We start from the raw sequence: 26,993 nt of genomic DNA, 5'->3' as shown, positions 1-26,993 counted from the left end.
GCGTTGCCGCCCCGCCGGGAGGACGAATGCATCGATTGCTGAGCGCGCTGGGGCGTGGCTTCAAGACCTATGTCGGCTGGAAACGGCTCGGCATCGTCGCGAGCGTCCTGATCATCGGCTTTGCGATCACGTCGCTGTTCCGCACTCTCAAGGGAGTCGATAGCGCCGTCATCCTCACCGCGCTGACCGAGAAGAGCCCGGGTCAGATCGGGATGGCCGCGCTGTGCGTGGTCGGGGCGTTCTGCACGCTGACCTTCTACGATTTCTTCGCGCTGCGTACGATCGGCAAGCTGCACGTGCCGTACCGGATCGCGGCGCTGTCGAGCTTCACCTCCTATGTCATCGGCCACAATCTCGGCGCCACGGTGTTCACGGGCGGCGCGATCCGGTTTCGGATCTATTCCGACTACGGCCTCTCCGCCATCGACGTCGCCAAGATCTGCTTCATCTCCGGCCTGACCTTCTGGCTCGGCAATCTGTTCGTGCTCGGCATCGGCATGATCTGGCATCCGGCCGCGGCGAGCGCGATGGATTTGCTGCCCGACAGCATCAACCAGCTGATCGGCGTCGCCTGCCTGACCGGCATCGCGGCCTATTTCCTGTGGCTGGCGACCGGCAAGAAGCGCCGCGAGCTCGGTCAGAACGGCTGGAAGGTGGTGCTGCCGTCGGCGCGGCTGACGCTGCTGCAGGTGCTGATCGGCGTGGTCGATCTCGGCTTCTGCGCGCTGGCGATGTACATGCTGATGCCGGCCGAGCCCTATATCGATTTCGTGTCGCTGGCGGTGGTGTTCATCCTCGCCACCCTGCTCGGCTTCGCCAGCCATGCACCCGGCAGCCTCGGTGTGTTCGATGCGGCGATGCTGGTGGCGCTGCCGATGTTCCCCCGCGAGGACATCATCGCGACGCTGCTGATCTACCGTGTGCTGTATTTCCTGCTGCCGTTCGGGATCGCGATCTCGATCCTGGGGGTACGCGAGCTGTGGCTGAGCGTGGTCAAGCCGTGGCACGAGAAGCGCGCCGGCAACGGCCACCCGGTAACGGCCGCCACTCCGGTCCGGCAGATCGGGCGGACGTCCTCGAAACTTTGAGCCACGCCGCTTTTCGGCCCGAAGCCTGCCCCATAAGGGGCGCTCGACCCAAAGTGTCAAAGGCTCGATCTTGATCATGTTCTCGTTCCCGTTCCGTTTTACGGCGTCGCTCATCATGTTGACCGCCGCGCTCGGCGCGCTGGCGCCCGGCGCCGCGCACGCCCAGGCGCCGCTTCCGCCTACCGCTGCGCAGCCCGGCGCCGCCGTCCCGGTCAGCGACGGCGCGATCCAGATCGTCTGGGAGGTCCGCAACCGATTCCGGCTGTTTCGCGAGGAGCGGGATTTCCGCGAGCAGGCCGACGCGCTGCGCGGGATCACAGTGCTCGCCGCCGAGCAGGCGCTCGGGCAGCAGAGCGAGGGCCGCGGCTGGGCCCGCAACGTCGTCAACCGGCTGTGCATCGACCTCACCGGCCGGGTCAGCGAGCCCTGCACCCGCGACGGCGTCAAGGAAAGCTACCTGACCCCGACCGAGCACCCGGTCACGGTGCGGCTGGCCGGCGCGGTCCCGGTCGGCGCGATCTGCGCCTGGACCTTCGACGACGGCGACGACCCGCGCAACGCGACGCAGGACTGCGCCGAGCCGATCGACTTCCGCGCCCGCTACGGCAAGCCGACGGTCGCGAGCGTCGACGTCACCAGCGGCGCCGAGGCGCCACAGCGCGCCTCGACCGAGATCATGGTGCGCGACGTCTTCATCGCCGGCATGGGCGACTCGATCGCGTCCGGCGAAGGCAATCCCGACCGGCCGATCGCGCTGTCCGACGACGGCTTCTGCTATCGCTCCTATCTCGGCCTCGGCATCGGCGCCGGCCCCGGCCAGTTCTACCGGCCGAGCCGCGCCGGCTTCAAAGGCGGCCGCGCCTGCGAGGCGCCGGACACGCTGCAGAACTGGCAGCGCTATTCGGCGACCTGGCTCAACGCCGCCTGCCACCGCTCGCTGTACAGCTACCAGACCCGCACCGCGCTGGCGCTGGCGGCGCGTCATCCGCATATCGCGGTGACCTATCTGCCGCTGGCTTGCACCGGCGCCACCATCCCGGACGGCCTGTTCGGCTCACAGCGTCCGCGCGAATGCTTCCGCACCAAGTCCGGCGCCAACTGCCCGGGCAGCGTCAATGGCCAGATCGCCGAACTGCGCGAGGCCGTCGCCGCCGCGCGCAAGCGCCAGCCGCAGCGTGGGCTCGATCTGGTGCTGCTGACGGTCGGCGCCAACGACATCAACTTCTCCGGCCTCGTCGCCGACGTCATCGTCGACAGCCCGACCGAGCGCGGCATCTTCCGCCGCTCCGGCGTGATCGGCGCGGTCGATGAATCCCGCACGGCGCTGGCGCGGCAATTGCCGCAGAACTTCGCGCGGATGCGCGAGGCGCTGAAGGGGCTGGTCGAGGATATGTCGCGCGTCGTCTACGTCACCTACGCCAATCCGGCGCTGGCGAGCCGCGGCGTGCCCTGCCCCGGCGGCCGCGGCGGCTTCGACATCCACCCCTCGTTCAACGCCGACCCGAACCGGCTGGCGACGGTCGCCTCCTTCGTCGACAACGAATTCCTGCCGCGCCTGAAAGACCTCGCGCAATGCAGCGGCGGCGTGCTGTGCCGCGATCCGTCCGCCGACGCCATGACCTTCGTCGACGCGCATCAGCGCAGCTTCGCCAATCACGGCTTCTGCGCCCGCGCCGAGACCGATCCGGAGTTCGACCGCGCCTGCTTCTCGCCGAGCGGCGACAGCTTCAATGCCGACATCGTCACCGCGGGCAGCTCGCCGATGACCTGTGGCGCCGGCGCCAGCAACTTCCGCGCCTACCTGCCGCGCGCCCGCTGGATCCGCGACGCCAACGACAGTTACTTCGCGGCGATGACCTTTCCGCAAGGCCTGCCTGCCGCGATCCAGCCCGCCGACATCCACGACGCCACCTGGGGCGTGGTGTCCGCCGTGTATGGCGGCGCGATCCATCCCTCCGCCGAAGGCCACGCCGCGATGGCCGACGCCGCCGTCCCCGCGGCCGAGGCGGTGCTGTCGCTGCAGTCCGGCCCCGACGTCACCAGCCAGCCATTGCCGCCGCCCGGCGGTGCGGTGCGCTGAGGCGCCCCTCGCCGCGTCGGATGACGCTCACCAGTCGACGACGCTTATCGTGAACGCGGATCGCTCATTGCGCTTACCAAACCGGGCGCTGTGAGCGCGCGCGCACCATCGCGATGGACAGCCCTCGCAATGGTGCTATGCTTTGTGCGCTTCACGGTTCGCGCCGTTGCTCGATTGTGCGCAGCAGCACGCGAATTGACCATGTAGTTGACTAGGAGTGAAGCCGCGTTTGCGGCGGTCCGCGAGTGCAGGCGAATTGCGGTCTGCCGCAGACACGCCTGAAGCCGATGATGCAGGCCATCTGAAGACGCCGACAGATTGTTGACAAGCATATTAACGACGAGCCGATCACCAACAGGATTGAACGAAACGTAATTGCCGTTTCCCCGCGGTGCGCACGACGCACCGACAATGGAGGAAGCCATCATGAGCATTCGGAAGACGCTGTCCGTTACGTTCCTGATCATCGTCGCATCCGCGACCACTGTCTTGGCCAATTGCAACCAGATCGACGGCGCGGCTTCGCTGGCCGATGGGAGCTGGCTGTTTCGCAAGAACGGCGGCTGGCGGCCGGTCTCCGAGCTGACGCCGGAGGTGGCGGACGGCCGCGCCCGGCGGGTGACCTTCGCCTATGTGGCGAACGAACCCGGCCTGAAAAGCGCTCGCCGCGGCATCCTGCTCATTAAGACCGGCATCGAAGGCCCGCAGGCCACCAACACCGGGCGCGTTGCGCTCGTGCGGGACAACTATGAGCGTCTCCGCGACGCGGAGCGATGTGAGTCCTACCCGGCCTTTCCCTCCGGTAAGACCGTGCGAATAAGGTCCTATGATTACTACCACGACTACAGCGAGGTCGCCGACGAGACGGACGGCGACACGCTGAAGACCTTCCACGTGAGCTATCTGGCGCGGAACGGCGGCTGCAAACCCTCGGACGACGCCACGCCGGATTCCTACTTCGCGTCGCGGCGGCGGAGCAATCGTTCGGACTTTTCATTCAACCCGGACGTCGTCAGGACGGGCCAGAGCAGCCGTTTCTGGGCGCAGTTCGGCTTCGGCGCGGCCTATGCCGAACCCCTGGCGGAGCGACAGGTCACGATCAAGCGCTACGTCGCGGACGCTGCCGGTCTCGCCTGCGTGGTGTTCGATTCGGTGCTGAAGCCGGGCGGCTTCATCCGCATCAATGACCTCGAACGCCGGTTCGGCCTGTTCCGCACCGAGGAGCAATCATGGGCGTGGCCGCGCTGACGCAGTGGAGGACCTGCGATGGCGGGCGGGGCGGAAGCGACGGCGCGCAACGAGCGCATCCCTGGCGAAACGGCGCAGAAGACTGCTGCCGCGGTGGCCGGCGGATCAGCCACGACACTGTTACTAAACGAACATGACATGCTGGCCGAGGAAGAGACCTTCCTCTGGCCGAAGCAAAGGCCGACCTATCGTGCCGGGCTGGCGCTGTCCGGCGGCGGCGTCCGCGCCGCGACGGTGGCGCTCGGGGTGCTCGAAGGGCTGGCCTCGCGTAGCCTCCTGCAACGTATGCACTACATGTCGACCGTCTCCGGCGGCGGCTATATCGGCTCGGCATTATCCTGGTTCTGGTGCCAACGCCGGGTGGAGGCCGAAACCGCGCTGGCCAAAGATCCGAAGCCGGACATTCCCCGCTTCGGCGCCGACTCCGCCAGCTTTCCGTTTCAAAGCGCGATGGAGAATCCGCCGCCGCTGCAGGAGGCTGCGGCACGCAATCTCACTTTCCTGCGGCAGCACGGCTCGTACCTCACCTCGGGCGACGGCATCGGATTCGCAGGCCTGATCATGGCGGTGCTGCGCACGGTGCTGCTCAGCCTTGCGGTCTGGATGCCGCTGCTGGTCGCACTCTTCCTGGGAGTCGAAGCCCTCGATCATTGGTGGTCGGGCGCTCAGATCAACGGCGAACTCGCAAAGACCTGCCAGGAAGCAACGGGAGTGGCGGCGCTCGGCTGCCGGCCGTCGTTCAAGGTGCTGCTCACGGTCGCCGCCGTCATTGGAATCGCTTTCTTCGCCGGAACCGTGCTGTTCGCGTTTCTCAGCCGGATGATCCCGCCTGCAACCGGTGCGCCCGCCGGACGGCGTAGCTATAGCCTGATCGCCATCACGACTTTGGGGGGCCTCGCGCTGCTCGTCCATGCTGCAACGCTGTTCGGCCGGCTCTACCCGCCGCAGCCCGGGATCGGCGCGCAGATCGCGCTGGAGTTTCTCGGCGTCGGCGGCGCGTGGATGTTCGCTTGGGCCGAATTCTTCAGCCCGTCCAATCGCGGCTATTTCCTGCGACGGACCTTCGAAAGGCTCTCGAACTACCTCGTTCCCAACGCCGTCGCCCTCACCTTCATCGGCGCATTGCCGATCATCGTCGGCAGCCTGAAACCGGACCCGAGCGGGCCAGCCCTGCTGTTTGCCCTCGGTCCGATCGGCAGCGTGATCGCCCTGTTGAGCGGCGTCGCGACCGCGCTGTATGGATACTACGTCAAAGCCAAGGGCATCATTCCGGGCATCCCCGGCCAACTGCTTGCCGTGGCCGGCTCGCTGCTGTTCATGTCCGGTTTGCTGCTGTTCTCGTTCGTGATCGCTCGGATCCTGTTCCAGGGCGAGATCAGCCAGTGGGTGCTGATCGCCTGCCTGGTGCTGTTCCTGCTTGCGATCCTCGTCGGCATGTTCGGCAGCATCAACGCCACCGGCCTGCACCGCTTCTATCGCGACCGGCTGATGGAAACCTTCATGCCGATGACCGATGCGGTCGACAAGGGCGCCGCGCGCGAGAGCGATATCGCAGACACGCTCACCGTCGCCAACGTCCTCCGCGGCGCGGAGGAGCGCGGCGACCGGCCCTATCACCTCGTCAACGCACACGCGATCATGGTCAACGAAGACGACAATCCCAAGATCGCGCTGCGCGGCGGCGACAACTTCCTGATCTCGCCGGCGATCATTGGATCGGCCGCGACCGGATGGATGCGGACCTCCGATTATCTGCGGCTGCAGGGCCCGCTCACGCTGGCCTCCGCGATGGCGGCGTCCGGCGCGGCCGCCAACGCCAATGCCGGCTACATCGGCACCGGTGTGACGCGCGACCGCTTTCTGTCCGCGGTGATGTCGATCCTCAACATCCGGCTGGGATTGTGGGTGACCAATCCGTGGAAGCTGGCGCAGACGACGTCATCATCAAGGTCACGACGGGCCAGGGTGCCGACCTATTTCAGGCCCGGTCTGACCTCGGGCATTCTCGGTTTCGGTCATCACCGCAAGGCCAGGTTTCTCGAACTCTCCGACGGCGGCCATTTCGAGAATCTGGGTCTTTACGAGCTCGTGCGACGCAGGCTCGATCTGATCATCGTGGTCGACGCCGAACAGGACAAACAGATCAACCTGTCCGCGCTGGTCTCATCCAGCAATCGCATCAAGGAGGACTTCAAGACCGTCATCCGCTTCCTGCCCGGCAAAGGTCCCGAGGTCTTTCTCGGTGAGGAGACCAAGGACAAATACCCGCACGGCCTGGCGTTGGCGAAATCGCCCTTCCTGGTGGCGGAAATCGACTATCCGGCCAAGGATGGCGCCGGTCCAGCCAAGGACGGCGCCAGTCCGGCCAAGACCGGCCTCCTGATCTACATGAAATCGACCATCGTCCAGGGGCTGGATTTCGCCACACTCGGTTATCGCGCGATCAATGCCGACTTTCCGCATCAGACCACGGTGGATCAGTTCTTCGATCCCGACCAGTTCCAGGCCTATCGCGATCTCGGCCGGAACAGCTGTTCGATCATGGCGACGACGCTCGACCTCGCGACCAATTTCGACAATCCGGCCGAATTGCTGAAGCGATACCAAGATTGGAAACCGGGCACGTAATCACGCCGCTTCAATTCACACGACGCGGCTGCTGATCCGGCTTCCCGACCGACAGCTTTTTCATGCACGAAGCGGCCTGCGCCGACAGTCCATGCGGCCGGCTTCAGACGCTCGATTACTTCGCGGGCGCGGGCGCCATCATGCCGCCCTTCTGCATCGGGGCAGTCGCCGGGGTCGGGGTAGCAGCCTTCGGCTTGCCGGCGGTGGCGCCCGGCTTGGCGGCGAGCGCCGCGGCCTGTTCCGGCATGAACTTGGCGACGATCACTGGATCGATCTGGGCGATCGCCGTATCGGGCAGCCGCTGCCAGGTCTCGTCCTGGCCGAGCGCCGGCGTCAGCAAATAGCCGCGCAGCGTCAGATCCTGGCCGTCGGGGCTGACCGTCAGCATCGCCTTCCAGACGTCGCCATTGCGCGGATCGAGGATGTTGCCGCCCTCATAGACCCGGCCCTTCCGCTTCATGTCGCGGATCAGAGAAATGCCGAGGATCGGCTGACCTTTGCGGTCGTCCTCGCACTCCTCGCACACCGTCAGGTTGGGCTGGCCGGGCTGCGCAAACGACTTGGCGACGACGCCTTCGTACATGTTGTTGCCGCGGTCGAGCATCAGCACCCAGACCACCGGCTTGCCAGTGGGCTTGCCGTTGTCGGTGCGTTGCCAGAGCCCGACGGCGGTCGGTTCTGCCGCGGCGACCGGGGCCGGCGCAGACATCAGGAATGAAACGACGGCGGCGGCCGCCATTGCAAACAAGCGGATCGATCGATGTGTATTCATGGCAACACCTGAAACATCGCGATGGGACGATATTATGGCGGAACGGTATGGCAATCCAGCGGCGATGCTAATCACCAACCGGAGGGGAACTTCGTAGCGGCACGATCCCGGCCCCCCGCAGGGCGGACGCGCAGCCTCGATCGCGCAGCAATCAGTCGCTGATCAGCTCCCGTCTTTGTCGTGCGCGCGACCATGGTACTCCTAACTCTTCGACGCGGCCGGCGCGGCCGACAGGCTGCGCAACACCTCCGCCAGCCGATGCGCCGATTGCGCCCAGGTCACCGGGCGATAGTTCTGCCGGATCGCCGCCTCGTGCTGCGCAAGTTGATCAGGTGCGCGGATCAGGTCAAGCACCGCTTCGCGCCAGGCGGCGAAATCCAGCGGATCGAGGTGGCCGGCCAGCCCCGCTCCGGCCTCCGGCAGCGATGACGTGTTCGATGCAAGACAATATTTTCCGAACGCCAGACTCTCCGATACCGGCAGTCCCCAGCCTTCGTAAAACGAGGGATACAGCGTGAACGCGCAGTGCCGGTAAAGCCACGCCAGCTCCTCGTCGCCGGCGCGCGGCAAATGCACGATCGAGGACGCGGTGACCGGATCATGCGCGATCTGCCACAACAGGTCCGAACTGCCGAAGCCGGGTTGGCCGACCAGCACCAGCGTCGGCAGGTCCGGGGTGCCCTGCTCGGTCAGGCGTCGCCAGAGGTGATACAGCAGGTCGAAATTCTTGCGCGACTGAATGCTCGAGACGCTGATCACGAAGCGCTTGGCCTGCGCGTCGCTGAGCGCCTGCGGCCGCCGCCCGGCTTCAGGCGCGGCCAGATCAGCCCCCAGATGCACCAGCTCGATTGCGCCGCGCAGGCCGCCATGGCGCTGCGCATAGGCCATCACATCGGCGCTGGTCGATTGCGAGATCGAGATGATCAGGTCGCATTCGCGGATCAGGAATTGCGCATAGGCGTCGAACATCGTGACGAAATCGCCGTCGGCGAAGAATTGCGGCGCCATCACCGGGATGAAATCCTGGCACACCGCGGCGACCTTGGTGCCGCGTTCGCGGCGCATCCGCGCCACCGCGGCGTAGTCCACCCGCGACCAGTTTTCGCCGGCGAGCAGCAGAACCTCCCTGCTGTCGGCGCCGCCGATCAGCGGCAGTCCATTGCTGCCTGATATCTTCTGCAACAACGGCGCCGCGGCGCTACGTACTGACGTTCGGATCGCACGTTCGATTTTCTTGCCGAGCGGCTTGATCGACGACAGCGGCGTCGTGCGCTTCTGCTTCGGTGCGGCGGCGACCGGCTTGCCGCCGAGATCCGGCGCATTGGCGAGCGGCACGTAGTCCCGCCGCAGCGGATCGTAGCGGCAGAACCGGAGCTGCGGCGCCATCAGTTCGGACAGCGCCGTCGCCATGCTCTGCTCGACCCGCAGCGTGCCGTTCATCTGGCCGGAGCGCGAGCGAAAGCTGGTCGACACGTCCATCCACAGCCAGGGTTGAGACCGAGAGGCTTGTGTGTCGGGGGGCTGCGCCAAGGGGGTGTCCGTCACTTTGGTCATCGCGCCTCGCGGCCGGGCTGAAAACAAGCGTGCGGAACGGTGTGATCCTGCAAATCAGCGGTTGAGGCTGCGAAGGGGTCTAGCGGGTCCGGCTTCGCAGCGTCAATGGCAACTGCTGGTTGACGGCCGCAATTTCGCCGCGGAGGCCGGGCGGTCCAGCCCCGCCGCGGCCGGCTTGCAAAGCGGCGGCGGGCGCGGTCTATGCTCGGATGCACGCGATGCTCCGGGTGCACGATTTGAGCGAGGACGACGTGCCGCCCGACAGGCCGCCACAAGTATCTGTGATCCTGCCGGTTCGCGACGGCCAGCGCTGGCTGCGCGAAGCGATCGACAGCGTACTGACGCAGACATTGTCCGATCTCGAACTCGTGGTGATCGACGACGGCTCGACCGACGCGACGCCGGCGCTCCTTGATGAAGTCCGCGCCCGCGACCCGCGTGTGATCGCGCTGCGGCAGGAGCGGGAGGGCCTGGTCGCCGCGCTCAATCGCGGGCTTGCGCAAGCGCGCGCGCCGCTGATCGCCCGGCTGGATGCCGACGACATCGCGCTGCCCGATCGGCTGGCGCGGCAATGCGATTATCTGCACGCCCACCCGGACGTCGTGCTACTCGGCGGCTGGGCCGAGATCATCGATGAAAACGGCGCATCGCGCGGCAAGCAAATGCGGCCGAACCCGAGCGGCTTGCGCGAGACGCTGGCGAGGAAAAGCCCCTTCATCCACCCGACGGTGATGGTTCGCGCCGACGCCGCGCGGCGCGTCGGCGGCTATCGCTCCGCCTTCGAGGCCGGCGAGGACTATGACTTCTGGCTGCGCCTCGCCGATGCAGGCGAGATCGCAATTCTGCCCGACGTGCTGATCCGCTATCGCGAGCACGGCGGCAGTGTCACGCGCACGCGCGAGCTGCGTCAGATCTATTCCGCCCGCCTCGCCAAACTCGCCAGCGCCGCCCGCCGTGGCGGCCGTCCCGATCCTTCCGCCGCACTCGCTGCGCCGCCGGACTGGCACGACCCGGCCCCCGGCCCGTTCGAACGCGACAGCTCGCGGCTGTTCCGGATGCTCGAACTCGCCGATCCCGAGCTGGCGCGGGCGGCGCCGGCGTCGGCGATCGACCTCGCGGCAATCACCTCGCAGCTCGCGACGCTGACCGCCGGCGAACGGAAGTTCGCACAAGCCGCCGTCCTGAACTTGCTGAACGGCGATCGCAAGCTGCCCGGCGTCTCGCGCGCCTCGCTGCTGGCGCTGCTGCTGCGGCTCGGACCGGCCAAGGCGATCAAGCTGATGCTGAAGGGTTAAGCTCATCGCGACGGCGCGATGCGCGATGCAGGTGGTGCCGACCGCCGATAGCGTTTTCGAGCGAAGTGGATACCGGTTTGCGTCAAGAAAACGCCTCAGAACATCAAGTGAGAGCTTCGGTTCTGATTCAATCAGAACCGAAAAAGCTCTAAGCGGGTATAGTCGCCTCACCACGTCAATGGGATGAAATCGAACGGACCATGAGCAAGATTGCGTTCATCACGGGAATCACCGGCCAGGACGGCGCCTACCTTGCCAGCCTGCTGCTCGAACAAGGCTACGCCGTGCACGGCCTGCTTCGCCGCAGCGCCTCTGCGGACGGCATGGTGAGCCGGCTGAAATGGCTCGGCGTCGCCGACCGCGTGACGCTGCACGACGGCAATCTGACCGACCTTTCCAGCCTGATCCGTGTGCTCGGCGATGTTCGCCCGCACGAGGTCTACAATCTCGCGGCGCAGTCCTTCGTCAAATCGTCCTGGCAACAGCCGCTGCTGACCGGCACCGTCACCGGCCTCGGCGCCGTCAATGCGCTCGAGGCGGTTCGGACGGCCTGTCCGGAGGCGCGGTTCTATCAGGCGTCGTCATCGGAAATGTTCGGCATGATCCAGGAGCCGGTGCAGTCGGAGACCACGCCGTTCTATCCGCGCTCGCCTTACGCCGCGGCGAAGCTCTACGCGCATTGGATGACGATCAACTACCGCGAGAGTTTCGGGATGCACGCCTCATGCGGCATCCTGTTCAACCACGAGTCGCCGCTCCGCGGCATCGAGTTTGTGACCCGCAAGATCACCGACGGCGTCGCGCGGATCAAGCTCGGCCTCCAGCAGCAGCTCGTGCTCGGCAATCTCGACGCCAAGCGCGACTGGGGCCATGCCCGCGATTACACCCGGGCGATGTGGCTGATGCTGCAGCAGGACAAGCCTGACGACTACGTGATCGCGACCGGCCGCGCCGCGTCGGTCCGCGAATTCTGTGAGATGGCGTTCGCCTGCGTCGGCCTCGACATGAACGATCATGTCGTCACCGACCCGCGTTTCTTGCGGCCGGCCGAGGTCGACGTCCTGAAGGGCGACGCCTCGAAGGCGAAGCAGAAGCTCGGATGGCAGTTCGAAACGCCGCTCGAGAGACTGATCGAGGAAATGGTCGAGGCCGACCTCGCCCGGCTGACGGCCGGCGGGCGCGCCTGATGGCGAGCGCCTCGGCGCCGCTGCGGATCCTGATCACCGGCGCCACCGGCTTCGTCGGGCCGCATCTGGCGGCGGCGATCCGGCAACGCTTCGGCGATCGCGCCGAACTCACCGCGACTGCGCTGGATGCCGGCGACGACGCCGTCCTCGGCGCGATCAAGGCTCTCGACGTCACCGATCGCGCCGCGGTCGAGGCGACGATCGGCGACCTGCAGCCCACCCACCTCGTCAATCTGGCGGCGCTCGCCGCCCCCGCGGCCGCCAATGCCGATCCGGCGCTGGGTTGGCGCGTGCATCTCGACGGCCCGCGCAATCTCGGCCACGCCATCCTGGCCGCCGCCCCGGCCTGCGTTCTGGTGCATATCGGATCGGGCCTCGCTTATGGCCGAACCGCGTCGGACCGGCCCGCGACCGAGCAGACCGTGCTGGCGCCGCGCGACGACTACGGCGCATCGAAAGCCGCGGCCGATCTCGCGCTCGGCGCGCTGGTCGCGAAGGGGCTGCGCTGCGTCCGGTTCCGGCCGTTCAACCACACCGGCCCCGGGCAGACCGACGCGTTCGTCGTGCCGGCTTTCGCCCGGCAGATCGCCCAGATCGAGGCCGGTGTCGCGCCGCCGCTGCTGCGGGTCGGCAATCTCGACGGCCAGCGCGACTTTCTCGACGTCCGCGACGTCGCCGCCGCCTATGTCGAGGCGATCGCCCGCAGCGAGCTGCTGGAGCCCGGCCTGATCCTCAACGTCGCCTCCGGCCTCCCGCGCCGGATCGGCGACATCCTGCAGCAATTGCTGGCGCTGACGCCGGAGCCGATCGACGTGCAGCGCGATCCGGCGCGCGACCGCGCCGACCCCGCCGACATCATCGTCGGCGATGCGACCCGCGCCCGCACGCTGCTCGACTGGAAACCGACCATCGACTTCGCCACCACCATCGCCGACGTCCTGAACGATCAGCGCGCGCGGATCGGACGGCGGGCGGAGTAACACCGCCAGGTCACAAAAAAGGGCGCGCCGGTCGGCGCGCCCTGAATTTGCAAACTCAAACTGCATTCGCCGGCGGGATCATTGTCCCTCCAGCGAACGCGGCGCTATCGCGTTTTCGAGCGAAGTGGGTACCGGTTCGCGTGAAGAAAACGCGTCAGAACGAAAAGCTAGAGCTCCGGTTCTGATTCTATCAGAACCGGAAAAGCTCTAGTTGACGCCGAGCTTCTTCTGCAGATTGGTCGATGACGTGGTGTACTGGAACACGACGCGCTTGTCCGGATAGACGTATTTGACGGCCTTCTGCGCCATCAGCGCGCCCTCGTGGAAGCCCGACAGGATCAGCTTCAGCTTGCCCGGATAGGTGTTGATGTCGCCGATCGCGAAGATGCCGGGGACGTTGGTCTCGAACGTGCCGGTGTCGACCGGGATCAGATTGTTCTCGAGCTGCAGGCCCCAATTCGCCACCGGGCCGAGCTTCATCGTCAGCCCGAAGAACGGCAGCATCGCATCGCACTTGATCTGCGCCACGCTGTTGTCGTTGAGCTTGATCGTCGCGCCGGACAGCTGACCGTTGTCGCCCTGCAGCTCGGTGATCTGGCCGATCTTGAGATCGAGCTTGCCGGACGCCACCAGCTGGCGCATCTGCTCGACGCTGTGCGGCGCGCCGCGGAAATCGTCGCGGCGATGCACCAGCGTCATGCTCTTGCAGATCGGGTTGAGGTTCAGCGTCCAGTCCAGCGCGCTGTCGCCGCCGCCGACGATGACGATGTCCTTGCCGCGGAATTCTTCCATCTTGCGGACCGCGTAGTGCACCGACTTGCCTTCATAGGCCTCGACGCCCGGCACCGGCGGCCGCTTCGGCTGGAACGAACCGCCGCCCGCGGCGACGACCAGCACCTTGCATTCGAACACCGTGCCGGCGTTGGTGATGACGCGGAATTCGGGGTCGCCGATCTTCTCGACGCTCTCGATCATCTCGTTGAGATGGATGGTCGGGTTGAACGGCTTGATCTGCTCCATCAGGCTTTCGGTCAGACCGTGGCCGGTGATCATCGGAATGCCGGGAATGTCGTAGATCGGCTTTTCCGGATACAGCTCGGCGCATTGGCCGCCGACCTTGTCGAGAATATCGACGAGATGAACCTTGATATCGAGAAGGCCCAGCTCGAACACGGCGAACAGTCCGCACGGACCCGCGCCAACAATCAGCACATCGGTTTTGATCGCTTCGGTCATCGTTGATTCTTTTCGGGTTGAAGATTTTCGGACGCGGGCGGTCCGGCCGCGGATTGTGTAGCCAAGCCCGGCGGGGGAGAAAAGCCATAAAAAGGCGGTGGCACCTTGTTCTAGCTCAAGAATTGCGCTCAATGGATCATAAAAGCCCGGAGAATGGCCCTTGACCGCACGATCCCGCGACCATGCTTTGCCTCGGCTCGAGGACTTCCCCTATCGACTTTCGGATAACGTCCGGTTCGCCGACCTCGACCCGAACAACCACGTCAACAATGCGGTCTACGCCAGCTATTTCGAGACCGCCCGGGTCACGCTGATGAAGGACCCTGCCTCGGGCCTGATCCCGCCGGGACTGTCCTGGGTGCTGGTCCGTCTCGACATCCATTTCCGCAGCGAATTGCATTGGCCGGGCACCATCGAACTCGGCATCGGCCTGGTGAAGCTCGGCCGCACCTCGACGCATTTCGATCAGGTGGTGTTTTCCGAAGGCGTCTGCGTCGCCTCGGCGCGCGCGGTCACCGTGCTGGTGGATGCGCAGAGCCGCAAGCCGACGCCGCTGACCGACGATCTGATCGCCAGCCTGGCACCATGGTGGCGGCGCGGCGTGGAGCCGACATGAGGCGGTCGATCGCAGCATTTTGCATGGCGCTACTCGTCGCCACGCAGGCATGTGCCGAGTCGCTGCATCGCGAGGAACTGCGGCTGCCGATGGCGGTGGCCGGACTGCGCGGACTGGAGGCGATGCTGCTGCGGCCGGCCGGCCCCGGCCGCTATCCGCTGGCGGTGCTGACCCATGGCGCGCCGCGCAAACCGGCCGACCGCGCGGCGATGTCGCCGTACCGGGCCTATCCGCATGCCGCCGAATTCGCCCGCCGCGGCTTTGCGGCGCTGGTGGTGATGCGGCGCGGCTACGGCGCTTCCGACGGCACTTTCGCCGAGGGCGCCGGCCCGTGCGGCCGCCGCAATTATTGGGCCGGCGGCAACGCTTCCGCGCTCGATCTGCGCGCGGCGATCGCGGCGATGGTCGGCCGCCCCGATGTCAGTACGGAGGGCATGATCGTGGTCGGGGTTTCGGCAGGCGGCTTCGCCGGCCTGGCGCTGGCGGCTACGCCGCCACCCGGCCTCGCTGCGGTGATCTCGTTCGCCGGCGGCCGCGGCTCGCGCGCGGACAATGACGTCTGCGACGAGGAGGCGCTGATCGACGCGTTCGCAACTTATGGCAAGACCGCGCGGGTCCCGACGCTGTGGGTCTATGCCGCCAACGACAAGTATTTTGGACCGGAACTGGCGCGGCGGATGCACGCGGCGTTCACCGCCAGCGGCGGCCGCGCCGAGCTGATCGAAGCGCCGGCGTTCGGCAGCGACGGCCATAAGCTGTACTCGGCGGCGGGAATTCCAATCTGGACGCCGATGGTCGACAAGTTCCTACGGGCGCATCATCTCGTCAGCCGCGAGCCGATCGCGCTACCAGTGGCCGATCTGCCGCTTCCGCCGCAGCTCAGCGCCGCCGGCCGTGCCGGCTTTACCGCCTATCTCGCCGGCAGCCCGCACAAGGCGTTCGCGATGTCGCCGACGGGCGCGTTCGCTTTCCGCTCCGCCCAGCGCTCCACCGCCACGGCCGAAGCCGAGGCGCTGAAAGCCTGTGGACAACATGCGCCGGACTGCGCGCTCTATGCGGTCGATGACGGCTTGGCCAACCGTTAGGCTTGGCGATCCGGGGTCGAGATCACGAGGCCGTCGAGTTCGTCCGAGACCTTGATCTGGCACGACAGCCGCGACGACGGACGCACGTCGTAGCCGAAGTCGAGCATGTCCTCTTCCATCGGCGACGGGCCGCCGACTTTCTCGCGCCAGGCCTCGTCGACATAGACGTGGCAGGTCGCGCAGGCGCAGGCGCCGCCGCATTCGGCCTCGATGCCGGGAATGGCGTTGCGAATGGCCGCTTCCATCACCGTTGCGCCGTTCTCGACGTCGACGATGCGGGTCTCTCCGGAGTGATCAACAAAGTGAATCTTGGCCATGATTGCTCGTCGGACGCTCTGCTCGTTCTGACAGGGAAAGGATGACGGGCTGTCCTATAGCGGGTCGATCGGCTTTCCGCCAGCGCCGCGGCGGGCAAAATCCGGAACCGCCGGATCGTCCATTCGCCGCACCCATCCGGCTCAGCGCTCCAGCCGGTCGTCGATCGTGATCCGGGCGTGATCGACCGCGGTGCCCAGCGCCGCCAGAAGCTCGGGACCGGCGTTGCCGCGTCGCAGCGCGTCCTCGAGTTCGGCCGCCGCGTCCGCCACCGCGAAAGCCCCGATCGCCCGGGCGGATCCTTTCAGCGTATGCGCCAGCGCCGCCGCATCCGCCGGCCAATTCGCCAATATCCCCAGCAGCCGCTCCGTCTGCGCCGAGAACAGCGTCAGGACCTCGCGCTCCAGCGACTTGTCACCGAGCGTCATCCGCTCCAGATGCACCTCATCAATTGCCCCGGACTCCGGGACCAACGGCGGCGACGGCATCCACGCGACCCATTCAAGCTGCAGCGACAAGGTCCACTCCCCGGAGAATGACCGCTTTCCTGATACCGGAAACGGATCGGACCGATCGAAGCACGCGATTGGTTAACGGATCATTTCGGGACAACGCCGCAAGTTTGAGGCCATTTTGTCCTCAATTTCGCAGCGTTTCCTGCTTCCCACAGGATTTTTACGTAGGCGGAAGGGCTTAGCGGCAACTCCCGTTAACGATGATTAAGATTGTCTTAACGTCGACCATTTCATTCGATCCACCGAGCCAATAGGATGTTTCCGGAAGTGGTGGACAAAAGCCCGGCGTCGAGGGGGTTCGACCGCGCCGGATTTGAGCACCAGACCGGCGGCGAGCTGCGATCAATCATGCAGCGTCCCCCGGATGCGTAGAACGAGGGCGTAGGTCACATGGCGAATAATCCGAAGAAGATCAAAGATCCGACCGAAGTGGCGCTGTCCGCGATTCAGGAAGCCCTGAACATCAGCGACGCGCCGACGACAGGCGACGATCAGATCTCGGTGCGGAGCGATGGCTCGCCGGCGATCACCACGCCAGCCGCTTACAACGACGGCGCGCCGGAGCCGCGGATCGCACCCGACCGTCCCACTTTCGAACAGGCCGACGAGCGCGCTTTCGCCCAGCGCCCGGCCAATGACGATCGTGAGACCATCGGCCAGCTCCTCCAGGCGCTGCAGAAGGGCCGTCCGTCCCGCAACGTCTATACACTCGCATCGATCTTCGCCGGCGTCTGGGTGTTCGGCGGCATTGTGCTGACCGTCAGCTTCCTGCCGTCGCTGCAGGCGATGGTCGGTCAGGGCAGCGGCGGCACGATTGCGCTGGTCGGCTTGGTCGCGCTGTTCCTTGCGCCGGTGATGCTGTTCTACTTCCTCGCGAGTCTGACCTGGCGCGGTCAGGAATTGCGGATGATCGCGCAATCGATGGCGCAGGTCGCGATGCGATTCTCCGAGCCCGAAATTGCGGCGAGCGATTCCGTCGTGACCGTCGGTCAGGCGATCCGCCGCGAAGTCGCCGCGATGGGCGACGGCGTCGAGCGCGCCATCGCGCGCGCCGGCGAACTCGAAACCCTGGTCGCCAATGAAGTCTCGGCGCTGGAACGCGCCTACTCCGACAACGAAGTCCGGATCCGCGCGCTGTTGCAGGACATCGCGCATCAGCGCGACAATCTGGTCGGCCAGGCCGAGCAGGTGCGCAGCGCCATCTCCGGCGTGCAGATCGATTTGCGTCACGACATCGCGCTGATTTCCGACGCGATCGCCTCGCGGGTCGACGAAGTGGCCAAGAGCATCACCAGCGCGCTCGAAGAGCGCGGCGCGCACATCACCAGCGCCCTCGGCAATGCCGGCGACAACATGATCCTCGCGCTCGGCGAGCGCGGCGGCGACCTGCTCGACCGCCTCGAGGAAGCCAGCGCCGAGACCACCCGCGCGGTGCTCGACGCCAGCGAACGGCTGACCGCCAGCCTGAATTTCAAGACCGGTCACGTCCACGACGAGTTCGTCGAACTCGCCGACCGTGTCCACGACATGCTCAACGAGCGCCTCGACCGCATCACCGGCGACTTCGAGCAGCGTTCCGCCAGCATCGTCGACGGCATCTCCGAGCGCACCGAGCAGGTCCACGATTCGCTGAAGAACTCCAGCGACTCACTGCTGCTCGAACTCGAGCTGCGCAGCGGCGACCTCGTCAGCAAGATCGACGACGCCGGCAATCGCCTCGCCGACCAGATCCTCACCAGCGGCGACAAGGCCAGCGAAGCGCTCGACGTCACCGTCAACACGCTGGTGGCCAAGGTGGTCAGCCAGACCGAGAACGCCCACGACGCTCTCAGCCTGCAGATGAGCTCGTTCGACGATCTGGTGAAGCAGCAGGGCTCCGAACTCGCCGAGAAGTTCGCGCGCGACAGCGGCACGCTCGGCGCGCTGATCACCCGCCACATTTCCGAATTCGACCGTACCGTGAAGACCTATGGCGGCGAGATCGTCGACCGCATGGGCCAGCGCACCCAGGATATTTCCAGCACCCTGAAGACCTATGTCGACAATTTCGATCAGCGCGTCACTGCGCGCGGCGACGAGATCAGCGCCACGCTGGATCAGCGCCTGTCGCATTTCGAGACCGTGTTCGACGCCCGCGTCACCAGCCTCGACGGCTCGCTCGACAGCAAAGTCAAGTCGCTCGACGACACCGTCGGCGGCCATCTGAAGTCGCTCGACGACAGCTTCACGTCGCGTACCAAGTCGGTGACCGAGAGCCTCGACACCCGCATCGCGCAGCTCTCCGACACGCTGACGATCGGCTCGATCGAGGCGGTCGATGCCATCGACAACCGGATTGCGCAGCTGTCGACGACGCTGACGAGCGGCTCGACGCAGGCGATCGGCCTGATCGACGACCGGATCGCGCAGCTGTCGACCACGATGTCGAGCGGCTCGACGCAGGCGATCGGTCTGATCGACGACCGGATCGCGCAGCTGTCGACCACGATGTCGACCGGCGCCACTCAGGCGATCGATCTGATCGACACCCGCATCGACCGGCTCGCCGATACGCTGACCACCGGCGCGGTCCAGGCGATCGAGTCGATCGACGCCCGCCTGTCGCATCTGACCACGTCGCTGACCGACGGCACCGCCCAGGCGATCGGCGCGATCGACCAGCGCATCACCAACGTCACCGACACCATCGACAGCCGCAGCACCGGCCTCGCCGCGACCGTCAGCGCGCGCTTCCAGGAAATCCATGAGGGGCTCGAGAACCGCGTCGGTACGGTGCTCACCGATATCGATCTGCGCGTGTCGCAGTTCGAAGACCTGCTCGGCTCGCGCGTCGACGCGGTGGCCGGCCGGTTCGAGAACACCGGCCGCGAGGCGAGCAACCTGTTGATGGCGCGCGCCGAAGAGCTATCGCTCGGCATCAAGTCGCACGTGTCGGACGCCGAACGTTCGCTCACCAACCTCGCCATCAGCACCAGCGACACCATCCAGTCCGGCACCCGCTCGGCGAAGGACGCCATGCTGTCGGTGTCGACCGAGGTCGGCGCCCAGCTGCAGCTCACCTCGGCCGAGATCGAACGCGCCCTCACCGCGGTCGGCACCAACGCCGCGAATTCGGTGGTGGTCAGCGCGACCGAAGCGCAGGCCAAACTCTCCGCGGTGTCGAGCGACACCGTGGCCCAGCTCAAGTCGCTGTCCGCCGACGTCGAGCGCACCCTCGCGGTCGCAGGCACGTCGACCGCGGCTTCGGTCCTCGCCGGCGCGCGCGAAGCCCAGAGCACGCTGGTCGCGACCTCGAGCGACATCACCGCCGAGATCCGGACGCTGTCGGCTGAAATCCAGCGCTCGCTGACCGATGTCGGCGGCGCCACCTCGGCCTCGGTGCTCAACAGCGCCCGCGAGGCCCAGGCCACCCTGGTGTCGTCGTCCTCCGACATCGCCAATCAGATCCGATCGCTGTCCGCCGATATCGAGCGCACCCTCACCAGCGCCGGTGACGTCACCTCGGCGTCGGTGCTGGCGGGCGCCCGCGAGGCGCAGGCCACCCTGGTGTCGTCGTCCTCCGACGTCGCCAACCAGATCCGATCGCTGTCCGCCGATATCGAGCGCACCCTCACCGGTGCCGGCGACGCCACCTCGGCGTCGGTGCTGGCGGGCGCCCGCGAAGCCCACAGCACGCTGCTGTCGGCCTCGACCGAGGTCACCGGGCAGATCCGCTCGCTGTCCGCCGATATCGAGCGCACCATCACCGGCGCCGGCGACTCCACGTCGGCATCGGTGTTGGCGGGGGCCCGCGAGGTGCACAGCACGCTGCTCTCGGCCTCGACCGAAGTCACCGGTCAGATCCGCTCGCTGTCGTCGGATATCGAACGCACGCTGTACGCCGCCGGCAATGCGACGGCGGAATCGGTCCTCGGCGGCGCCCGCGCCGCCCAGACCACGCTGATGGCGGCGTCAGAGGAAGCCGCAGAACGCGTCAAATCGCTCAGCGCGGAGGTTCAGCGCACGCTGTCCGAAGCTGGATCGTCGACCGCAAGCAGCATCGTCGCCGGCGCGCGCGAGGCGCAGAACACGCTGGTCGCCGCCTCCTCCGAGGCGTCGAGCCAGGTGATCTCGCTGGCCAGCGACGTCGAACGCAAACTGACGGCGGCCGGCGCAGCCACCGTCGAGACCATCCTGTCGGGAGCTCGCGACGCCCAGCACACTCTGGTTGCGACCTCCACCGAGGCGTCGAACCAGGTCATGGCGCTGACTGGCGACGTCGAGCGCACGCTGACCGCTGCAGGCAGCGCCACCGCCGGCGCCATCCTCGCCAGCGCGCGGGACGTCCAGAGCACGCTCGCCAACGCGTCGACCTCGGCCTCCGATCAGGTCCGGTCGCTTGCTGCCGAGCTCGAGCGCACCCTGATCACCGCCGGCATGACGTCCGCGGAATCGATGGTCACCGGCGCGCGTGAAGCGCAGTCGACGCTGGTCAACGCCTCCGAGGAAGCGGCCAACCACGTCAAGTCGCTGGCGATCGATGTCGAGCGCTCGCTGAGCTCGGCCGGCGTCACGGCGGCGACCACCATCCTGGGCAGCGCCCGCGAGGTGCAGGCGACGCTCACCAACAGCACCGCGGAAGCGGCCACGCAGATCAAGACGATCTCCGCCGATATCGAGCGCACGCTCGCGGCGGTCACCATCAACACCACCGACAACATCCAGGCCAGTGCGGCCGCCGCCCAGACCACGCTGGTCTCGGTCTCGAACGAGGTCAGCTCGAAGATCAAATCGACTTCGGCAGACATCGAACGGTCGGTGTTCGCCGCCAGCGGCAGCTTCGGCTCGACGATCTCCGCCAAGACCGACGAGATCGTCAGCTACGTGCAGCAACAGGCCGACCGGCTGTCGCATATCATCGACAGCAAGCGCGGCGTGCTGGTCGAGGCCCTGTCGGGCAAGACCAACCAGCTCACCGTCGACATCGATCGCGTCACCACCGATGCGCTGAACGCGATCGAGACTCGCGGCAAGGCGTTCTCGAACTCGATCACCACCAACGGCAACGACGTCGCGCGCTCGATCACCGGCGCCGGCGATCTGGCGACCGGCGCGATCAACAAGTCGCTCAAGGACCTCGAACTGGCCTCGCGATCGGCGATCGATCAGTCGCGCCAGGTGTCGGTCGCGGCCGTCACCGAGATGCAGGAGACCAGCAAGATCCTGCGCTCCGATACGGTGGCGCTGTTCGAGCGGCTGCGCGAGGGCAACATCCTGCTGCAGGAAGTGCTCACCGGCGCTCACGACAACCTCAACTCGCTGGAGCGCGCGCTGGTCACCCGCGTGGCGGACTTCGTCGCCACGATGAACGACGTCAACGCCCGCAGCGGCGCCGCCACGCAGGGCCTGGAAGATCAGCTCACCGGCTTCCACACCAAGACCAGCAAGGCACTGTCCGACCTCAACGCGCTGTCCGTGCAGTTCGAGGCCCACGGCCAGGCGCTGGCCGAAGCCGCCGATCTGGTGCAGCAGAGCAACCGCTCGGCCTCGACCTCGGTCACCGAGCGCAAGGAGTCGCTGGAATCGCTGGTCACCACCATCGACCTGCGCACCGCCGATCTCGACCAGCGGCTGAGCCGCTTCACCGGCCTGCTCGATGAATCGCTCGCTGCCGCCGAGGAACGGGCGCGCGACATCGCGCGGATCGTGGCCGAGACCGCCGGCGCCGGCTCCGCCAGCATCACCCAGCAGTTCGAAGCGGTGCGCAGCGCCGCCGAAAAGGAGCGCCGCCTCACCGCCGAGACGATGCACCAGGTCTATCAGCAGGGCACCCAGGAAGCCGACGCCCTGTTCAAGCAATCGGCCGACCGCTTCTCGGCGATCGTCCAGGGCATCAAGCAGATGGCGTCGGAGATGCACACCGAACTCGAAGCCACCCGCGAAGAACTGCGTCGCGGCGTGCTCGAGATCCCGCAGGAGGCCGCCGAGAGCACCGCGCAGATGCGCAAGGTGATCGTCGACCAGATCGAGGCGCTGGCCGAGCTCAACCGCATCGTCGCCCGCCACGGCCGCGGCTTGGACGTGGTCGGCACGACCCGCGCCAGCGCAGCCCGCGAGGAAGAGCCGATGCTGGCGACCGCCGGCGGCGGCCGCAGCGAAGCGATCTCGCGGCCGGCCGAGCCGGTGTCGCGGGAGCCCGTGTCGCGGCAATCGAGCCGACGTGACGCCAGCGCATCGACCCTGCCGCCTCCGGACCTCGGAATCGCCGGTCCTGCGCCGCGCCGCACCGAAGCTCCGCCGGTCGCTCCGACCGCCGCCGATCAGGGCCGTGACGGCTGGCTGTCGGACCTGTTGAACCGCGCCGACACCGGCGCGGAGCGCGAGCCCCCGCGCGGCCGGACGCCCCAGCAGGCGATGAGCGGCAATCCGCTGGAATCGCTGTCGCTCGACATCGGCCGGCTGATGGACCGCAACCTTGTGCTGGAGATGTGGGACCGCTACCAGCGCGGCGAAGCCAAGGCGTTCAGCAAGCGGCTGTACACCCCCGCCGGCCAGAAGGCGTTCGACGAGGTCGCCCGCAAATATCGCAGCGACCGCGCCTTCAAGCAGACGGTGGACCGCTACATCACCGAGTTCGAGCGCCTGCTCGACGAGGTGGCGCGCGACGAACGCGGCCCGCAAGCGCTGCGCACCCATCTCAGCTCGGAGACCGGACTGGTCTACACCCTGCTGGCCCACGCCGCGGGACGGCTGGGGTGAACGAGCGCCCTGCCCGATCCGGCGACGGGACTTAACTAACAACGACAAAGCGGAGGCCTCTGGCCTCCGCTTTTCTTTTTTTGCCGAGCACGACCAACCGCCATTGGAGTTGCTCGGATCACCGCTTGGGTGAACGAAGCGATGCTCCCACTACTTTCCCATCGCGAGCAAAAGCGCACGAAACCGTAGCCCGGACGAGTGCAGCAACACCCGGGCTACCGACGACGAACAGTCGACGAAGCCTCTCCTTCGTCATTCCAGAACTGCTGCTCAATCCGACAGTCCCTTCTTCAACAGCGCCGCCTTGCGAGCCTGAACGGCGTCCTCGCTTTCGGTCTTCTTCATCTCTTTCTGCTCGATCGTCACTGACGAGATCTTTCCGGTGAATTTGAACGGCGACTTGTAGTCTTCGGTCACGGGCGTTCCTTCGTCGGCGCCGACATCGGCGCCTTCGTCGGCCGAATAGAAGCAGCATTGGGTCTGATCGATGCGACCTGAAGCAGCGGGTTTTCCGTTGACCAGAAGGGTGCCAAGGCCGCCCTTTCCGAGCCCCCCGCCGTCGTAGACGAACTCGAAACGGATCGTTGCTTTGCCGGCCGGTATCGGCTGTTTGCCGGCGATACTGAACCGTTTCAGGCCGAGCCAGTTGTAGGTGTAAACCGGTTTGCCGTTCTTCACATACAGGCTCCAGCCGCCAAATCGCCCGGCCTGGGCCATCAGGACGCCGTTGGCGTTGGCCTTCGGAACATCCACCACGGCGGTGACCGTGTGAGACCGGTTCTTGAGATTGATGAAGACGTTTTCAGACATCCCGATCATTCCCTCGTAAACCGTCAGCGTGGTTCGACCGGCCATCAGATCCGGGCGTCCGACCAGAGCTGCGTTGGTGCGCTCCAGGGTTCGATCGTCGAGCGGCAGGACGGAGTTCTTCTCCGCCTCCTTCATGAACAGATCCTGCAACTCCTTCAGCTTGTCGGGATTCGTCGCCGCCAGATCGTTGACGAGGCTGAAATCCGACCGCGTATCGTAGAGTTCCCAGACATCCTGTTCGAGCGCCCTGCGGGGCTTGGTTTCCCATGCCGCTCGGTGAACCGTTCCGGCCAGCCATCCATCGCTGTAGATCGCGCGATTGCCGAAGATCTCAAAGTACTGGGTCTTGTGCGTGCTCGCCGCTTTCGGGTCGGCGAACGTATACACCATGCTGTTGCCGACGATCGGCAGTTGAAGCGTGCCGTTGACGGCGCTCGGCTCCGGCAAACTCGCCGCTTCGAGAATTGTGGGCACGACATCGATGACGTGATGCCATTGCGAGCGCACCTCACCCTTTGCGGCGATGCCCTTGGGCCAGTGGATCACCATGCCGTTACGGGTACCGCCATAGCTGGAGGCCACCTGCTTGGTCCAGGTGAACGGCGTATCGCCTGCAATCGCCCAACCGGCTGCATAGTGGCCATAGGTGTTAGGGCCGCCCAGCTCGTCGTAGTGCTTCAGAACATCCTGAACGGTTTCCTGAGCGCCATTGAAATAGGTCATCTCGTTGAACAGGCCGTTCATGCCGCCTTCAGCGCTCGCGCCGTTGTCGCCGACGATGTAGAAGATCAGCGTATTGTCGAGCTGACCCGTTTGCCTGATGGCCTCGATCAGACGGCCGATTTCGGTGTCGGCGTATTCGCCGAAACCGGCGAAGACTTCCATCTGGCGCGCGAACAGCTTCTTCTCGTCTGCGTTCAGCGTGGCCCAATCCTTGATCGGCTCGGGCTTCGGGGCGAGCTTGGTGCCGGCCGGCACCACGCCGAGCCTGATCTGCCGCGCCAGGGTCTCTTCGCGAAGCTGGTCCCAGCCCTGATCGAATTTGCCTTTGTATTTAGCGATCCATTCCTTCGGCACCTGATGCGGCGCGTGTGTGGCGCCGGGCGCGAAGTAGATGAAGAACGGCTTGTCCGGCGTCAGCGCCTTCTGCGACTTCATCCAGTCGACCGCATGATTCGTCATGTCGGTCATAAAATGATAGTTCGGGTCTTTTGGTAGTTCGACCTGGGCCGTACCGTCATACAGAAGGGGCGCCCATTGGTTGGTCTCGCCCCCCATGAATCCGTAGAACTTGTCGAACCCTTGACGCGTCGGCCAGCGGTCGGTCGGACCGGACGGACTGACCTCCCACGCCGCGGTTTCGTGGTTCTTGCCGAAGTGGGCGGTGCTGTAGCCGTTCAGCCGCAGAATCTCTGCGACCGATGCCACGCTGTTCGGGCGCTGCCCGGTTTGCCCGGGAAACGAAGTCGCCGTTTCCGTAATCGAGCCCATGTTGTTGATGTGGTGATTGCGTCCGCTGAGCAGCGCGGCGCGTGTCGGCGAGCAAAGCGCCGTGGTGTGAAACTCATTGTAGCGGAGTCCCTGATTGGCGAGGCCCTCGACTGTCGGCATCCTGACGGGTCCGCCGAATGCGCTGGATTGGCCAAACCCCATATCGTCGATCAGAGCGATGACCACGTTCGGCGCGCCCGCCGGAGCCTTGACTTCGAACCGCGGCGGTGGCGTTGCGTTGCGGACGTCGAATACCGTGCTGTGCGGGTATTGCGGTTCAGGAATCGGCAATACCGAGCGATCGGTGGGCATCGATGGGTTGATCGGAGCCGGGTCGATCGGAGCCGCCTGCTGGGCGCTTGCGTAGCCGATCCATGACGCCAGCAACAACGATGCCAGCAACGACAGTGGCGCAACAACCGAAACCAATCGCTTCAAAGCCAATCGCTTCATGGTGTCCTCCAACGAAGACTGCTACGCCACAACAAACAGGGTTGTCTCGAGCCACCGGCATCCAGAATCGAGTCAGCGTCTGCCGACCCGATTGACCGGGCCGCCACGGTTCATCGGCGTTCCGACCACGCCGACGCCCGGCCTCACCACGGCTCGCGCGACCGGCCGGGGCCGCAACACCACGCCCGGCCTCACGATACAGCCGGCGGGATAGCTCACCTATTGGCAATACACGACCGCTGCATGGCCATGCTGAGTAGTTACGGCAACGGACACCGCCGCCAGAAGCGCCGATGCTATTCGCTCAACACTCTCATGGTCGACTCCTCCGCTCTTCCGACGTTTTGATTTTGCGCAGGTTCAGCTTCAATCCGGTCGCCGTATTTGATCCAGATCAAGCTTCGGAGCTAGACTGTTCGCCCCTTCGTCCTCGTTAGTGCGTTTTCGAGCGAAGTGGAAACCGGTTCGCGTGAAGAAAACGCGTCAGAACAAAAAGTGAGAGCTCCGGTTCTGATTTGATCAGAACCGGAAAAGCTCTAGTGCATGATCCCGAAACCTCGACGCCGGTTTTGGGAAGAGTCATGCGGTGACAGCAAGCCGGAGCCGGATAGAGCAGACTGGAACTGATGACAGCTCGAAGACAACTCATCCTGCCCCAGGAGCCGCGATGAGCAGTGTCCGACTGTGACCGCCAAGGCTGTTCGGCCGGACGCTTCCGCCCAACTTGACGGCGGGCTCAAGCATAAGGCCTGATCATGCGAGTGAACCGTTTGATCATCGTTTCGACGACCGCAACGCTGAAGAGCCTCACAGTTGGTACGCAGACGACGGAGAACCCGGAGCAAAGGTGGATCCCGCAAGGACACGGCGCAGGTGATTGTGCCGGCGGCGCGGCGGGAGAC

16 protein-coding genes and 1 pseudogene are annotated in these 26,993 nt (G+C 65.9%); 10 read left to right on the top strand and 7 right to left on the bottom strand.

All coding sequences use genetic code 11. From position 1 onward, the window contains the following. Positions 1-26 precede the first annotated feature (26 nt). The 4 genes from BMY71_RS15605 to BMY71_RS15590 all read left to right on the top strand — a co-directional run bounded on the left by BMY71_RS15605 (position 27) and on the right by BMY71_RS15590 (position 7,044). Positions 27-1,088 (top strand): putative bifunctional lysylphosphatidylglycerol flippase/synthetase, encoded by a 1,062-nt coding sequence (locus tag BMY71_RS15605; protein ID WP_011502077.1) that lies wholly within the window; start codon positions 27-29, stop codon positions 1,086-1,088. A 76-nt stretch (positions 1,089-1,164) separates the two neighbouring features. Beyond that, the gene (locus tag BMY71_RS15600) at positions 1,165-3,168 is read left to right on the top strand and encodes an SGNH/GDSL hydrolase family protein (protein ID WP_092684923.1); all 2,004 of its coding nucleotides are present in this window, start codon (positions 1,165-1,167) and stop codon (positions 3,166-3,168) included. A gap of 426 nt (positions 3,169-3,594) precedes the next feature. Next, positions 3,595-4,416, top strand: a complete 822-nt coding sequence (locus BMY71_RS15595; RefSeq protein WP_011502074.1) for a hypothetical protein — start codon at positions 3,595-3,597, stop codon at positions 4,414-4,416. 18 nt (positions 4,417-4,434) lie between these two features. Then, positions 4,435-7,044 carry a patatin-like phospholipase family protein gene (locus tag BMY71_RS15590; RefSeq protein WP_092684921.1) on the top strand — a complete coding sequence of 870 codons (2,610 nt, stop codon included), beginning with the start codon at positions 4,435-4,437 and terminating at the stop codon, positions 7,042-7,044. Between the two features lie 115 nt (positions 7,045-7,159). On the opposite strand, the gene BMY71_RS15585 is transcribed toward BMY71_RS15590, so the two are convergent. Together BMY71_RS15585 and BMY71_RS15580 are read right to left on the bottom strand one after the other, a co-directional pair. Continuing rightward, positions 7,160-7,816, bottom strand: a complete 657-nt coding sequence (locus tag BMY71_RS15585) for a DUF2147 domain-containing protein (RefSeq protein ID WP_092684919.1) — start codon at positions 7,814-7,816, stop codon at positions 7,160-7,162. A 201-nt stretch (positions 7,817-8,017) separates the two neighbouring features. Continuing rightward, complete coding sequence (locus tag BMY71_RS15580; RefSeq protein ID WP_092684917.1) at positions 8,018-9,370, bottom strand: glycosyltransferase family 4 protein; 1,353 nt, start codon at positions 9,368-9,370, stop codon at positions 8,018-8,020. 218 nt (positions 9,371-9,588) lie between these two features. On the opposite strand from BMY71_RS15580, the gene BMY71_RS15575 reads away from it, so the two are divergent. The 3 genes from BMY71_RS15575 to BMY71_RS15565 all read left to right on the top strand — a co-directional run bounded on the left by BMY71_RS15575 (position 9,589) and on the right by BMY71_RS15565 (position 12,832). Then, positions 9,589-10,665 (top strand): glycosyltransferase, encoded by a 1,077-nt coding sequence (locus tag BMY71_RS15575; protein WP_244526072.1) that lies wholly within the window; start codon positions 9,589-9,591, stop codon positions 10,663-10,665. A 200-nt stretch (positions 10,666-10,865) separates the two neighbouring features. Then, positions 10,866-11,852 carry a GDP-mannose 4,6-dehydratase gene (gene gmd / locus BMY71_RS15570; protein ID WP_092684913.1) on the top strand — a complete coding sequence of 329 codons (987 nt, stop codon included), beginning with the start codon at positions 10,866-10,868 and terminating at the stop codon, positions 11,850-11,852. Next, positions 11,852-12,832 carry an NAD-dependent epimerase/dehydratase family protein gene (locus BMY71_RS15565; protein ID WP_092684911.1) on the top strand — a complete coding sequence of 327 codons (981 nt, stop codon included), beginning with the start codon at positions 11,852-11,854 and terminating at the stop codon, positions 12,830-12,832. The genes gmd and BMY71_RS15565 overlap by 1 nt, the downstream gene beginning before the upstream one ends. 207 nt (positions 12,833-13,039) lie before the next feature. Here BMY71_RS15565 and BMY71_RS15560 read toward each other — a convergent pair whose 3' ends face one another. Beyond that, positions 13,040-14,068: an NAD(P)/FAD-dependent oxidoreductase gene (locus tag BMY71_RS15560; RefSeq protein ID WP_011502066.1), complete on the bottom strand. Its 1,029-nt coding sequence runs from the start codon at positions 14,066-14,068 to the stop codon at positions 13,040-13,042. A gap of 160 nt (positions 14,069-14,228) precedes the next feature. Between BMY71_RS15560 and BMY71_RS15555 the strand changes: the two genes are divergently transcribed. Both BMY71_RS15555 and BMY71_RS15550 read left to right on the top strand, forming a co-directional pair. After that, complete coding sequence (locus tag BMY71_RS15555) at positions 14,229-14,684, top strand: acyl-CoA thioesterase (RefSeq protein WP_092684909.1); 456 nt, start codon at positions 14,229-14,231, stop codon at positions 14,682-14,684. Then, a complete protein-coding gene (locus BMY71_RS15550; RefSeq protein ID WP_175557687.1) occupies positions 14,681-15,769 on the top strand; it encodes an alpha/beta hydrolase family protein in 1,089 nt (362 codons plus the stop codon). The genes BMY71_RS15555 and BMY71_RS15550 overlap by 4 nt, the downstream gene beginning before the upstream one ends. On the opposite strand, the gene BMY71_RS15545 is transcribed toward BMY71_RS15550, so the two are convergent. Together BMY71_RS15545 and BMY71_RS15540 are read right to left on the bottom strand one after the other, a co-directional pair. Further along, complete coding sequence (locus BMY71_RS15545; RefSeq protein ID WP_011502064.1) at positions 15,766-16,086, bottom strand: 2Fe-2S iron-sulfur cluster-binding protein; 321 nt, start codon at positions 16,084-16,086, stop codon at positions 15,766-15,768. The genes BMY71_RS15550 and BMY71_RS15545 overlap by 4 nt on opposite strands. Before the next feature lie 141 nt (positions 16,087-16,227). Further along, complete coding sequence (locus BMY71_RS15540; protein WP_011502063.1) at positions 16,228-16,572, bottom strand: Hpt domain-containing protein; 345 nt, start codon at positions 16,570-16,572, stop codon at positions 16,228-16,230. Positions 16,573-16,989: 417 nt separating this feature from the next. Between BMY71_RS15540 and BMY71_RS15535 the strand changes: the two genes are divergently transcribed. Then, positions 16,990-23,337, top strand: a complete 6,348-nt coding sequence (locus tag BMY71_RS15535; RefSeq protein ID WP_092684905.1) for an apolipoprotein A-IV repeat region-like domain-containing protein — start codon at positions 16,990-16,992, stop codon at positions 23,335-23,337. A 270-nt stretch (positions 23,338-23,607) separates the two neighbouring features. Here BMY71_RS15535 and BMY71_RS15530 read toward each other — a convergent pair whose 3' ends face one another. Together BMY71_RS15530 and BMY71_RS25290 are read right to left on the bottom strand one after the other, a co-directional pair. Next, positions 23,608-26,091: an arylsulfatase gene (locus BMY71_RS15530; RefSeq protein WP_092684903.1), complete on the bottom strand. Its 2,484-nt coding sequence runs from the start codon at positions 26,089-26,091 to the stop codon at positions 23,608-23,610. Positions 26,092-26,163: 72 nt separating this feature from the next. Continuing rightward, positions 26,164-26,391 (bottom strand): annotated as a pseudogene (locus BMY71_RS25290) (hypothetical protein). Positions 26,392-26,993 lie beyond the last annotated feature (602 nt).

This window comes from Rhodopseudomonas pseudopalustris (assembly GCF_900110435.1).
GTDB classification, from domain to species: Bacteria; Pseudomonadota; Alphaproteobacteria; order Rhizobiales; family Xanthobacteraceae; genus Rhodopseudomonas; species Rhodopseudomonas pseudopalustris.
The sequence above is the reverse complement of the archived record's forward strand: the minus strand, read 5'-3'. Positions and strand labels throughout refer to the sequence as shown.